The following is a 12,038-nucleotide window of genomic DNA, read 5'->3' on the forward strand; positions in this document are numbered from 1 at the left end:
TTAACTCGTCAATTTGAAGAGGGATTTTTAAGCTTGGCTGCAGCCGAAGTTACGCTGACCAGGCCTTGTAAATTTAGTCCTCTTCTTAGCAAGATATGCAATTCTAAGCAAAAAATCGCAGTATGACCCAGAGCGAGTCACCGCGTCGTTCCTATTGAAAATATAGGTAGGATGCTTTGGGAAGTGCACTAGCATTGCATACTCAGGGAAACCTAGCCCTAGCGCACTACACCATGCCTTTTGTATTCTGTTGGCCATATTTTGTGCATCATGATCCTGATAATTACCAAGATGCGCATAGATATCTTTATTGAATAGCAGGACGAGATGATAATGAGGATAATGACTATCGTCCTGCTCCTTGACCCAAATATAATCAGGCAAAGCCACATCCCTCATCATGCCCTTGCGTCGATGCTCTTCCTTAAGCTGGCTCTTGAGTGATTCAAAAAACCGTGTAATCACTGCAGGGTCAGTACGTTGGAAACACTTTGGCAAATCAGGATTGCCACCCCATGTATCCTGGGCAAAGCGTAGATCAACACGCATAGCACAGATCCTTGGATACGCTGCAAGACAGGAGTAGATGGCACCCAGACTTCGACGCAAGTGGTATCGGGATATCTCCCCATACATGTTCTTTGCTTGTGAATATATAGCGTTAAATTCACTGTCATTTAAAATATAGCTGTGTGATGGTGTAACTAGCATAGTTTCTCCTTAATAAGAGCATAGTGTGCCCTATGCTCTTATTTGCATAATAGATAGCGAATTAATTATCTAATCTTTCAATGGGTATCTATCAATCTCTGATAATTAACTAACCGATTGGTTGTGGATATGTGTAATCCAAACAAAGCCAACATATATTGCCATACATATATTGCCATACATATATTTACATTCGATGTATATAATACATATACCGCAGCCAACCTAAACATTTAAACCACGAACTTGGCGGCAAGAACCATAAAACACTTGCTTATTTTGCAACAACCCTAACCAACAACTACAATATATACTCTGAAGTTATTCAAATGCTAGAATTCATGTTGTAGTGCCACAAATACTGAACATAGGATGTCCTTCCGTTTTTAAAAACATAAACCTTACTTTGACTGCTTAACGTATCGAGAGCTCTATTTAGTCGACTTTTACTCCGAAGTGAGTTAGGGCCAAATTTGAGTATCTGGTTTTTATTAAAAACACCTTTGGGATATTGTAGATAGTTTTTCCCCAACCATATCCACAACAGATTTGCATCCAGAATTTCCTCAGGCAAAGCATTATCTGACATAAGGTTAATGAAAGAGTGAAAATACCAATTCGCTATCTGAATCGCCGCAAGCATGGTTTCATCAGACACGAAGGAGCTCCCAGTCACGAATCCCTCTAGAATCCCTGCAATCCGTGATACATGTTCAAGCTGTTTTGATGCATAGTCCTTGAAGTTATTAAACACTCCGAGTGGCCCCATATTACCTTCAACCCGATTATACTCTTCATTCCATCTAACCCGCGCCTCAGGGGACAATGTCAAACAAATGCGTTCACGGCTATTTTCACGTCGCTCAAATGATTTTTCTAGCAACTGATTCACTCGTAGATGAAACCATTCCAGAGCAGAAGGATCCGAATGCGTTGATATAACACATGAATTAGGAAATATATTCTCGCTGTTAAACCGCTGACCAATAGTGGAACTTGGTTGGCAAAGCAGTGTTCGTGCAAAAAAACCTGATGCCCGAGCCTGGTTACCTTGCCGTTTTACAAACTCCTCAAATAACTTTGGTTGTATCATCAACATGCAACTTAGTCGTGCATCCTCTATACGGTAACTATCACCTACTGCGCGGGCCACCTCGATAGACTGTCCACTCCAAAGCGAATTGAGTAATGGAGTATCACGCAGCAATTCTCCATTCAAAATACTCCCCGCTTCATCAGAAACTAATCCAATTGAAGGCCAGCCGATTCCTAGGGCCAACTTCACTGCCGCTCGAGTAGCATCATTGATCAACAAACGCTTGCGTATAGGAGCTACTGGCTTACGCTCCCAACACGCTTGTAGTTTTTCAGCACAAAGCTTTTTATCTTCATCTTTAGTTACTGAACGTTCGAATGCCTTTTCCAACGCACGGTATTCGACATTCCAAATATTCACAGCTTGCTCGTATTCTTTTTTCCGTGTCAGATAAACGCTTTCTAGCTTTCGTTCAAGATCTCGAATAGGTGTCATGAGTATCTTATCCACCGTAGTCTTACGCTCTCCTGACTCAGCCAGAATAATTTGATACAAAGAAACGGGAATACGCAGATTCTGCTTTGGCGATATATCAAATAAGTCTTGGCACGCTAATGCCATCACACCTAATACCGATGACGCAATTAAATCCGGCGAGGCTTGGGTCTCTAGTGCGATGTGCTTAATAAGCCTTTGCAACTTGTCATCCAACGCTGCCATAGGGAAATGAAACGCTGCACAATGTTGAGTGTTGGTAGTAAACATGAACATTATTCCTTGTGTTAAATTGTTGAACTTATTTTTTAAGAGATCCGATCCACGCCAACACATCATCAAGCAGCCAACCAATAGCCGACGAACCAAGCTTGAGTGGTTTGGGAAACAAAGGATCGTATCGCTTCGATTTTGGATTCGAACGGTCGTAGATTGTGGAGCGGCTCAAACCGATCAGCTCGATTAGCTCCTTGAGCCTGATGATGCGACTACAACGGCTTCTATCAGTCACTTGGATACAGTCTGAAGAATTGTTCACTCACGATTTCCTCGATGTGGTTGATGTCCACACAAAGGTATAAGATTCCAATCAAGCACAATGACGGCAAATTTGCGGAGGCAAGATCGAAATGTCATTAAAATCAATAAAAACAAATGGTTACGCAAGCATAATGGATGAGTTTTTATGGGTGATGGACTTGTATGACAGGAATAATAGGAACTCTAGATTAAGAGAAAAACGCAGCTATGACAGCCAACAGGACATCTTTACAGAATCGTTAAATGAGAAGATCATCACAGGCATCTGTAGTCCAAGAGACAAGATAGAGGGTATTACGTTGGTAAACGGAATACTCGATTTTAGTGAGGTGGCAGTATCATTTATTTTTGCAAAACCAGTCATAAGTCCCTTATCGAGAGAGGACATTCATCAATCCTATATCAAACACATCTTATGTCCGCTGTTAGCTAGCTATATCGATATATTCGGAGACTTCCATGATTGTTCTCCTTTCATGAAGCATTTAGCTAGCTTGCTAACCGCTATCGATGATAACAATGATGAGGTAGCATCAGCATCACGAAAATTCCTCAGCGCAATGATATCTCGTGATGACTGCAATCTATACCGAGATGATTTACTGGCGTATATTCGAGACATACGAGCAGATAGCGCACAGCGACGAGACACAATTGATCAAAGAATCAAGTTGGCGATATCCAGTCTAGATTACATTAAAAACAATGATGAGAAAAAAAAGCATATTCTCCTGTTGGAATCACTGCAATCAGCATTCCATGCATCTATGGCTATAATCAGATTTGATATCAAAACAGGATTAGGAAAGAAAGTAGCCAGATTGTATAACAACATGACAAAAAAAGGTCCGGATCGCTTTGATGACGTACGGCAAGATTCGTTGAGCTGCATGATTATACGGAGCATTTATGCCAATAAAAAGCATTGGCAACACTTTACAAAAGACGCAGAGAAAAACATTGATAAACTTTGGCAGAAAGCAATAGGAAATAATAAAAAAATCGCCAACCCATATTTCACCCAGAACATTGAAACACTATTCCATCTATTAACCCACCCAGGCTATGAGACTCGAAAGATCACGGAATACAGCAAGTCAATTAAATTTATTTCAGCAGTAAAATCCAGAGATAATCTCTTTTACCTCAGACCATATTCATTTTTGCTAACCGTACTCAACCATATAGAAGAAAATAGACTTGAAGAGGCTCTCAACCTACTGGATGGCGATGATGCCAATCAGCTAGAAAATACAGCCGGCCCCCTCCCTTACTATGCAGCGACACTTTTTGTTGGACTAACAATAAAAACCGCACAATCACAAATTAAAAATGGAAGTTTGAATCCTTTAATTCAAATCATTATTAACACGCAACCTCGATATGAAGATGTTCGTTTTTGTGATGCTAGCACCCTTCAGTTGAATTTTGAATCGTTTATCTCTACCCCCTATTCGTACACATTGCTCCGCAGCATCGAAAAATACAATACCATCATAAGAACTCGTCTGTGTCCATCAATCAAAAGCCCTCCACAAGCGATCTTAGACACATGGAACGAAGTCGAAAGAAAGCTAGTTGGCATCCAGCATTCATTGGTTGGAGTTAATGATGCAGAGAGGGAAAAGAAAATAACGTCATTAACTAAATCAGATAAAAACAAATCCTTGATTACATATCTACCCAATTCAACACTTTACAATTGTGTAAGAGAGTACGAAGGACTGAAGTCTTATTTGACACTTTCAAAATCCAGTCACCCTGCCACGTTTCAGATGCTCGAAGACACTCAATACAGAATGTCTTTATTACGTGCAATTGATCCTGATCAGTATAAGTTGGATTCCGGTGGCCGCGATTGATAGTACAGCTCTATGACTGGTAACCGTTCACCGGCCCCGGCTTGACTAAGCCGGGGTCAGGTTGAATACGTCAGGATAGGGCTGGCCTGTCATGACCGCTGTGACGATCCGGCACAGCACTTCGAGTGCCGACAGCTGGCGCTTCTTGCTCGTCTCAATCACCGCCAGCACCCGCGAGCGGAATTTGTCACCCCGGTCCGAACTCGTACCGAAGCTGATCTTCCGCAGGATCACGCTGCCTCGGATACACCGCTCCGCCTCGTTGTTGGTCAGCGGTGTCCCCGGATGCTGCAAGAATACCCACAGCCCGGTTTCATACTTGAGAATATGCTGGCAGCGACCGGCATAACGTCGCACGGGAACCTCGGCACCCTTGCACAGTACCGTCTTGATACTGCGCCTTAATCGGTGCATCCGCCTAAGCCAGACCTGTTCGCCGATCAGCCCCGACTCGTAACGATGCTGGGTGCGAAATACCGTCTTGAATAGCACGACCAGCCGACGACCCAGATAGGCCGTCTGGCCGCCACCGCCATAGTCCGCCATCTCTTGCAGATTGCGCTGGACATGGGCCAGGCAGAATTGATGCCGTGTCGGATCCAGCCAGTGGTAACTGGCGCACTGGTCGGTGACCACGACACCGTGGGTCACCGCCCCCAGCAGATGCTTGGCATTGTCCTGACTGCGGAAGTAACGAATGTTCTGGAATACCGCATCGGTCGTTGCCATCAACCACAGCCATCGCGTATTCGACTCACCATTGCGCTGATGAGTGGTCTCATCGGCATGGATGATCGGCGCCTTCTGAATATGTTGCTTCAGCGCTTGATGGATGGGGGTCAGCATCGAGCTGATACGCCCCTGGGCTTCCGAGATGGCGCCCACCGAAAAGGTCATGCCGTACTGATCGTGCAGCAAACTCTGAATTTTGCGCACACTCAGATGATATTTCCCTGCTAGCACGGCGATATGGCTAAGCAACCGCGGTCCCATTTGGCCGTTGGGTGCCGAATTGGGCAGTTCGCCTTTGCTGAGCGCATCGCAGTGCTGACAGTGGCCGTGGAATACCTGGTATTCGGTGATTTCCAGCGGCAACTTGGGCAGTTCAAACACCTGGTGACGAAAGGATGGCGCGGCATTGGCCACGACCTCTCCGCCACATTCAGCGCAGCAGGATGCCGGTTTGCAAGCAACCACCTGATCGGTGGATTGCAGCGGACTTAGTTCTCGTCGATGCCCCGGGTGTCCAGGCTGAGCGCCAACCTGATTTCGGCCACGAGGCGTCGCAACTTTTTTCGCTCCGCCTTAGCCGCGGGCGAGTCGGAGGATGGTGATTTGGACGAGTTACGAGAAGAGAGAGCCAGACGGTCCTCGTACTCGCGTAGCTTGTTCCATAGCTCCTGGATGATGCGGTTGGCATCATGGAGGTCGTGCGCCTGAGGCGCTGCATTTTCGAAGAGTTTTTTCTTGTTCATGGACTTATGTTGACGGACTGGGAGGATCTATCAACCCCCCGAAAGTGGATCAAGAGATGATCGTCATATTTGACTGTCAACGGGGGGATGGTGAACGGTTACCTAGGCGAACCTCGGACATGACTGCCATAGCTTGTTCCAAAACTCCTGAATGATGCGGTTGGCATTGAGGAAGTCATGCGCCCGTGGGCTTCATTTCCGAAGATTTTCAATTCATGGTGCTATGTTAACAATCAGGGAGGATCCATCATCCCCCGGAAATAGAGCAATAGATAACTATCGTTTTCAGCTATCCAAGCAGATTGCATGTAAATGGTTACGATGCCAGCCTGATACTCACAAATTTCTCATTCATGCAACAATCGTGACCACGTGATATTGCATGTGTGGCTGTCATCTAACCAGCCCCAGCAAACCGAACTTACGAGGCATAAATTTTCCGTTAGAGGACCCTCAGTAATCCAACCTGCATGGAAGAGTGCCGAATAGTTATCCAATCTGAATACGTCCTTACGTATATATCCCCTTGGAAGAATAATTTTCTTCTATTCACTCTAGATCGAAAGCTGTTCACGCTATTCCGCTACTAGTAGCAGTTGTAGCGATGTAAATAATCAGCTCAATCCATCCGATCATCTCTTGACCATGGTTTATTTGCAGGAAACCCCATTTCCAATTTTTTATAGACCTATATCCCCCCAGTGGATCGCCGGAGGAGCCGTTCTTCTGGCGTGTGATTTTCATGTTCACAGGAGGCTCTATGGCTCATCTCGTCGAATCGATGGCGTATGTTGGTGATACGCCCTGGCATGGTCTGGGCAATCGTCTGAGTGCCCATCAACCGTTGCAGACCTGGCTGGTTGAAGCCGGGATGGATTGGCATATCGCGCAGAGTGATGTGCTGTTTAATGTGGCACCGGATGGCCTGCATATCCGACCCCATACAGACGCCAAAGTGCTGTACCGCTCCGATACGCTGGCACCACTGTCGGTGGTGTCGAATCGCTACAAGGTGGTTCAGCCGGATGAGGTGCTGGGCTTCTACAAGGATTTGGTCAAGGCCGGAGGGTTTGAGCTGGAAACTGCAGGAGTCTTGAAGGGCGGGCGCAAGTTGTGGGCCTTAGCGCGCACCGGCCAGGAGTCGGCATTGCGCGGTGGGGATACCGTTAAGGCTTATCTGCTGCTGGCTACCAGCTGTGATGGCTCGCTGTGTACCACGGCTCAGTTCACCTCCGTAAGGGTGGTATGCAACAACACGCTGCAGATGGCGACCGGTGACAGTAAGGGTGCGGTCAAGGTCCCCCACTCCACGCAGTTTGATGCGGCAGCAGTGAAGAATGCGCTGGGTCTGGGGCTGTCCAGTTGGGACAGCTTTATGCGCTCGTTGAAGGAGTTGAGTCAGCGGCCGGTATCGCGCAGTGAAGCCGATGCCTACTTTCGCACCGTGCTGGGTGAGCCGCTGGCCGATGATGGTAATCCGTCAGCGTTGGAGCCCTCCCGCACCCTGCAGCAAGTTCTGAGTCTGTATCAGGGTACCGGGCTCGGTTCAACGCTCTCGTCCAGTCGCAATACCGCCTGGGGGCTGGTCAATGCCATGACTGAGTTTGTTGACCATCGACGCCGGGCGCGTAATCAGGATTATCGGTTGGATTCCGCCTGGTTTGGGCAGGGTGCTCAGCTGAAGCAACAGGCCATGACCCAGGCATTGGCGCTACTGCAGTAATCGTCTCCGGGTTTGGTTTTCTACCCGCGTTTATACCCGCAACCACACCAGCACTTATGCCCGCAATTTGAATCCCCCTTATCACGTCTCGCCCCGGCAGGCTTCGGCTTGTCGGGGCGTTTTGTTTTGGAGTCCGTTATGAAACAACAACGCTATGGTCAGGCTATCCGTCTGGCTTCTACCGTCGGTTTATCCCGTGAAGAATGGCTGAATATCCGCCAGCAGGGCATTGGTTCGTCTGATGCCGCTGTCGCAGTGGGCTTGTCGCCGTACAAGAGCGCACTGAGCCTGTGGTTGGAAAAGACCGGGCGCAAGCAGCCCGAGGACTTGTCAGCTAAAGAGGCCGTGCTGTGGGGCACAGTCCTGGAGCCAGTATTGGCTTCTGTCTATGCCGAGCGTACTGGCCGTAAAGTACGCCGCGTGAATGCCGTACTGCAGCATCCGGAGTTTCCCTATCTGCTGGCCAATCTCGACCGCGAGGTGATTGGCCTGCCGGAGGGGACCGGAATCCTCGAAATCAAAACTGCCAGTTACCACTCGGCCCCGCAGTGGGAAGAGGGCGTGCCGGTGGCCTATCAGTGTCAGGTGTTACATCAGTTGGCGGTAACAGGCCTAGCCTGGGCCGATGTCGCCGTGCTGATTGGTGGGCAGGACTTTCGGATTTATCGCATTGAGCGCGATGAGAACAAGATAGCCGACTTGCTAGCCCGTGAGGCTGCGTTCTGGCGCTGTGTCACCGAGGATGTGCAACCCGAGCCCGATGGCTCGAGTGATGCAGGTATAGCGCTGCAGTGGCTCTATCCGCAGGACAATGGCCTGTCGGTAGATTTCACCGACTCGGCCGAGTTTTGTCAGTTGTTTGCCGACTTGCTGAAATTGCGCGACATCAAGGAGCAGACCGAAGCTCAGGAGTCCCAGCTCAAGCAGCGGGTACAGAATGCCTTGGGGGATGCCACCACGGCGCTGTTCGCGGGTGGCAAGGTGACCTGGAAGAAGAGCAAAGACCGGGTAGCTCCGGATATCGACCGACTCAGTACCGAGCACCCAGAAATTGTGCAGCAGTACAGCAAGCCGATTGCGGGTAGTCGGCGCTTTGTGATTCAGACGGATAGAAGGAGCGCATCATGATTAAAGGACTGGCGATTACCCCACCGGTGATTGGGCGCATCAGCATTGGCCATCTGGTGCAAAAGGGTGAGAAGTGGATACCGGAGAAGGATGACAGCTTTACCCTGACCACTCAGGTACAGGGTCGCAACGGCTGGGTATTGCATCCGCTGCATCAGCAGTACAGCGAGCAAGCGGCTAACGGCAAGCTCCGAGCCATCCCGGTGCGGTTACTGTTCAATGACTCCGAGCTGAACTTAAGAGCCGAGTACAGCGCCTTTGACCGCAGCAGCGGCCGACCGGTGTGTGTCGGCAATGGTGAGACGGCGCGACGAGTCACGACTGAGGGATTGGAAGAAGTCAGTTGCCCCGGACCTGACCGCTGCCCGTTTGCCAAGCAGGCCGGTTGCAAGCTCTATGGTCGACTGAACGTGCAAATCGACGGTCAGCAGGATGAGCTGGGCAGCTTTATCTTTCGCACCACCGGCTATAACTCAGTACGCACCCTGGCGGCTCGATTGCGTTACTTCGAGGCGGTGAGCGGGCAGGCTACTCGCTATCTACCGTTGCTGCTGCGCCTACGCGCCAAGAGCACTACGCTCTCGTACCGCACGCCGGTCTACTACGTGGATTTGACGTTGCGCGATGACAGCACCTTGGCGCAAAGCGTCCAAGCCGCCCGGCAGGAGGCCGAGCGCCAACAAGAGGCCGGGGTCGACACCGAAGCGCTAGAAGCCATGGCCCGAGCGCTGCTGGGCAATGGTCAGTTTGAAGAAACAGAGGAAGATATCCCGCAGATGCTGGAGGAATTTTATCCCGAGGCAGAAACGGAAAACCCACCGACTCAGACCAGCGACATAGCATCGCCTGCACCTACGGCGGTTAAACCCAAACCCACCACGCCCATCCGTCAGTCCCGACTGACCAGCAAGCTGGGAGCTCCACACTGACGTGTTTCCCCAAAAGCGATTCAACCCCAGGGGCGCCATCGGTTGCGCCCTTGGGGTTCAAGGGGTCACAACCGCGACGGTAATCGCTATTTGCCTGAGCTCTATGATGACTTGGGCTCGGCCAGTCGATCCACCAAGCGCTCAACAGTTTCCAACAACAAGAGTCGGTCCGCATCATCGAGCCGAGCCAGTTGCTGGCTCAGTACAATCCCCTGCTCGGTAGGGCGATTACTGCTCTCGCGCAAAAAGTCCGCCAGTTCGCACTTAAATAACTGAGCGAGCTCTGCCAGCCGTATGACGGTCGGAACCACAATCCCTCGCTCCATCCGAGATACGGCTTCCATCCCGATATTGAGGTGCTCCGCAACCTGCTCTTGAGTCAAGCCAGCATGCTGACGCTGACGAGCAATAGCTCTGCCAACCGTCTTGGCAAGCTGTTCAGGATTGATGTCTGTCATAAGTCCTCCAGTCAACCTTTATGGTTGGCCATAGACCCATTGACGATAAGGACTCAAAAGGTAGACTAGAGACCTGTTAGGTTGATTATCATGTTGTTCAGTCGACTTAACCGTGACGCCAAGTGGTCAGTTCTCTGGACAGCATGGAAGTCATCGATACCAGGCCAATTCACCAGAAGCCTTCATATCCTGAGATGGGAGCAAGTAACACATGGAAAAGCTGAATTATGACGACTTGAATACTGACAAGTTGAACACCTTGATCCGCTCTCGGAGCTCTTTCGAAGTCATCGGATTATCCGGCCGAATGAGTAGTGCCATTCAAAAAATTGAAAATGCGATAGAGCCAGCAGGATTAAAATGCAGGGTGTACACCAAGGGCCGAATTGCCGCTGCGGGTGCCAGTATTTTCGGTGGCATTACGGGTGTGGCCGGAGTCGCCTCAGCGATTTCCATCGCCGCACACAACCTCGCCACCTATAACCCGGACTATGAAATAGTCAAACATCTGGTGGATAACTCCCTCAGCGTGCTTTACAAAAAGTAACTAGGCACTGCGTTTGCTCATGTTGAAAAACAGAGTCGAATACCGAGTAACGACAAATACCCCATGGGGAGGCTCTTGCCTCCTCATTTTGTTTCACGCTCCACTCACCGACGAGGCGGCGCTCGATACGAGTTTGCCCAACTGAAGTCAAAACCGATATTCAGGCACTCGTTAACACCCAATCGCTCGTCCTGCCACATTGGAGAATTCCTCCACATGAATGCCCGTCACACATCCCAAACCCACCCTGAATGGTTGACTGTAGACCCATTGGCATCAATAACCCAACAAGTTGAATATCAACTCAATGGGGTCTCATTAGGGAATTTTCTGACCCTTAGGCTGCGTGCCGTCATGCGGCCGAAGTCACACCACAACCAACTCAATCACACGAACAGGAGTCACCCAATGAGTGAATGGTTTTACGAAAAGAATGGCCAACGAATTGGTCCGGTCATGGAAGCGCAATTAATCGGGTTGGTCGGCAGCGGTGACATCAGCACCCAGACCCTGGTGTGGCACCAAAGTCTGACCCAGTGGCAGCCTCTGCACGCCACACCACTTGCGTCCCAAATACCACCACCGACCCAGCCACCCGCTCTGCCCTCTGTGGTCATCAGTAATACGCTGGTCTGGATTTTGGCCTTTGCGCCGATTATTGGCATCTTCTGCGAGGGTTTTGTTGCCGGAGCGGTTTACAACGGTGAACACCGCGCCATGCGGGCTGTAGCAGAAGGCGAGTTCTTCTACATCACCCTCATCATCAACATTGCGCTGAGCTACTGGGATGAACGCTCGCTGAAGAAGGCCGGGGTCGATACAACTCAGTACGGCAAGATGGCGTGGCTGGTCCCGGTTTACCTGTGGAAACGAGCCAAGGCTCTGCAACAAAAGCCTGTCTACTTCTGGTGCTGGGTCGTCACATTTGCCCTCATCATGCTGAGTAGTTGTAACGGCTAACCACCTCATCCATCTCATCTCTCCCACCCGGACGAATGTGCCAAGCCCGTGACCTCAGCAACGGCACATGCACATCCAACAACGCCCTGATCACCCATGAGTCATGGATGCGTTCGGGTGGGAGACGCTCACACGGTTTGCCGGTCACCTCGAATGGACCGCATGAAGGAGTAC

Annotated in this window: 11 protein-coding genes; 6 read left to right on the forward strand and 5 right to left on the reverse strand. The window is 49.7% G+C overall.

Annotated features, from left to right (window positions below; all coding sequences use genetic code 11):
- Positions 1 to 27: 27 nt before the first annotated feature.
- The 3 genes from ACYVG7_RS01245 to ACYVG7_RS01255 form a co-directional block, all read right to left on the reverse strand.
- Entirely contained in the window at positions 28 to 711 is a 684-nt protein-coding gene (locus ACYVG7_RS01245; protein WP_460881435.1) for an inovirus Gp2 family protein, read from the reverse strand.
- 325 nt (positions 712 to 1,036) lie between these two features.
- On the reverse strand, positions 1,037 to 2,512 hold the full coding sequence (locus ACYVG7_RS01250) for a YfjI family protein (RefSeq protein WP_460881436.1): 1,476 nt from the start codon (positions 2,510 to 2,512) through the stop codon (positions 1,037 to 1,039).
- Between the two features lie 31 nt (positions 2,513 to 2,543).
- The gene (locus tag ACYVG7_RS01255; protein WP_460881437.1) at positions 2,544 to 2,780 is read right to left on the reverse strand and encodes a helix-turn-helix transcriptional regulator; all 237 of its coding nucleotides are present in this window, start codon (positions 2,778 to 2,780) and stop codon (positions 2,544 to 2,546) included.
- Positions 2,781 to 2,871: 91 nt separating this feature from the next.
- Here ACYVG7_RS01255 and ACYVG7_RS01260 point away from each other — a divergent pair, with 91 nt between their 5' ends.
- Positions 2,872 to 4,644 (forward strand): hypothetical protein, encoded by a 1,773-nt coding sequence (locus ACYVG7_RS01260; protein ID WP_460881438.1) that lies wholly within the window; start codon positions 2,872 to 2,874, stop codon positions 4,642 to 4,644.
- A 45-nt stretch (positions 4,645 to 4,689) separates the two neighbouring features.
- Here the strand turns inward: ACYVG7_RS01260 and tnpC are convergent.
- A protein-coding gene (gene tnpC, locus ACYVG7_RS01265) for an IS66 family transposase (RefSeq protein ID WP_460881439.1) occupies positions 4,690 to 6,119 on the reverse strand; the annotation gives its coding sequence in 2 pieces (ribosomal slippage) (positions 4,690 to 5,933 and positions 5,933 to 6,119; 1,431 coding nt in all).
- 760 nt (positions 6,120 to 6,879) lie between these two features.
- On the opposite strand from tnpC, the gene ACYVG7_RS01270 reads away from it, so the two are divergent.
- The 3 genes from ACYVG7_RS01270 (at position 6,880) to ACYVG7_RS01280 (ending at position 9,899) form a co-directional block, all read left to right on the forward strand.
- The gene (locus tag ACYVG7_RS01270) at positions 6,880 to 7,842 is read left to right on the forward strand and encodes a DUF932 domain-containing protein (RefSeq protein ID WP_460881440.1); all 963 of its coding nucleotides are present in this window, start codon (positions 6,880 to 6,882) and stop codon (positions 7,840 to 7,842) included.
- Between the two features lie 138 nt (positions 7,843 to 7,980).
- Positions 7,981 to 8,970 carry a YqaJ viral recombinase family nuclease gene (locus ACYVG7_RS01275; protein ID WP_460881441.1) on the forward strand — a complete coding sequence of 330 codons (990 nt, stop codon included), beginning with the start codon at positions 7,981 to 7,983 and terminating at the stop codon, positions 8,968 to 8,970.
- Positions 8,967 to 9,899 (forward strand): recombination directionality factor, encoded by a 933-nt coding sequence (locus tag ACYVG7_RS01280; protein ID WP_460881442.1) that lies wholly within the window; start codon positions 8,967 to 8,969, stop codon positions 9,897 to 9,899. The genes ACYVG7_RS01275 and ACYVG7_RS01280 overlap by 4 nt, the downstream gene beginning before the upstream one ends.
- A 101-nt stretch (positions 9,900 to 10,000) precedes the next feature.
- Here the strand turns inward: ACYVG7_RS01280 and ACYVG7_RS01285 are convergent, their stop codons facing one another.
- Complete coding sequence (locus tag ACYVG7_RS01285; protein ID WP_460881443.1) at positions 10,001 to 10,357, reverse strand: helix-turn-helix domain-containing protein; 357 nt, start codon at positions 10,355 to 10,357, stop codon at positions 10,001 to 10,003.
- A 211-nt stretch (positions 10,358 to 10,568) separates the two neighbouring features.
- Here ACYVG7_RS01285 and ACYVG7_RS01290 point away from each other — a divergent pair, with 211 nt between their 5' ends.
- The gene (locus tag ACYVG7_RS01290; protein ID WP_460881444.1) at positions 10,569 to 10,904 is read left to right on the forward strand and encodes a hypothetical protein; all 336 of its coding nucleotides are present in this window, start codon (positions 10,569 to 10,571) and stop codon (positions 10,902 to 10,904) included.
- A 408-nt stretch (positions 10,905 to 11,312) separates the two neighbouring features.
- Positions 11,313 to 11,864, forward strand: coding sequence for a DUF4339 domain-containing protein (locus ACYVG7_RS01295; protein ID WP_460881445.1), 552 nt, complete (start codon positions 11,313 to 11,315; stop codon positions 11,862 to 11,864).
- The last annotated feature ends 174 nt before the right edge of the window (positions 11,865 to 12,038 follow it).

It is taken from the genome of Pseudaeromonas pectinilytica, from assembly GCF_054780855.1.

Coding starts and splice junctions, on each gene's coding strand:
- ACYVG7_RS01285 (WP_460881443.1), bottom strand. CDS start 10,357: ATGACAGACATCAATCCTGAACAGCTTGCCAAGACGGTTGGCAGAGCT.
- ACYVG7_RS01260 (WP_460881438.1), top strand. CDS start 2,872: ATGTCATTAAAATCAATAAAAACAAATGGTTACGCAAGCATAATGGAT.
- ACYVG7_RS01275 (WP_460881441.1), top strand. CDS start 7,981: ATGAAACAACAACGCTATGGTCAGGCTATCCGTCTGGCTTCTACCGTC.
- ACYVG7_RS01295 (WP_460881445.1), top strand. CDS start 11,313: ATGAGTGAATGGTTTTACGAAAAGAATGGCCAACGAATTGGTCCGGTC.
- ACYVG7_RS01290 (WP_460881444.1), top strand. CDS start 10,569: ATGGAAAAGCTGAATTATGACGACTTGAATACTGACAAGTTGAACACC.
- ACYVG7_RS01280 (WP_460881442.1), top strand. CDS start 8,967: ATGATTAAAGGACTGGCGATTACCCCACCGGTGATTGGGCGCATCAGC.
- ACYVG7_RS01270 (WP_460881440.1), top strand. CDS start 6,880: ATGGCTCATCTCGTCGAATCGATGGCGTATGTTGGTGATACGCCCTGG.
- ACYVG7_RS01245 (WP_460881435.1), bottom strand. CDS start 711: ATGCTAGTTACACCATCACACAGCTATATTTTAAATGACAGTGAATTT.
- ACYVG7_RS01250 (WP_460881436.1), bottom strand. CDS start 2,512: ATGTTTACTACCAACACTCAACATTGTGCAGCGTTTCATTTCCCTATG.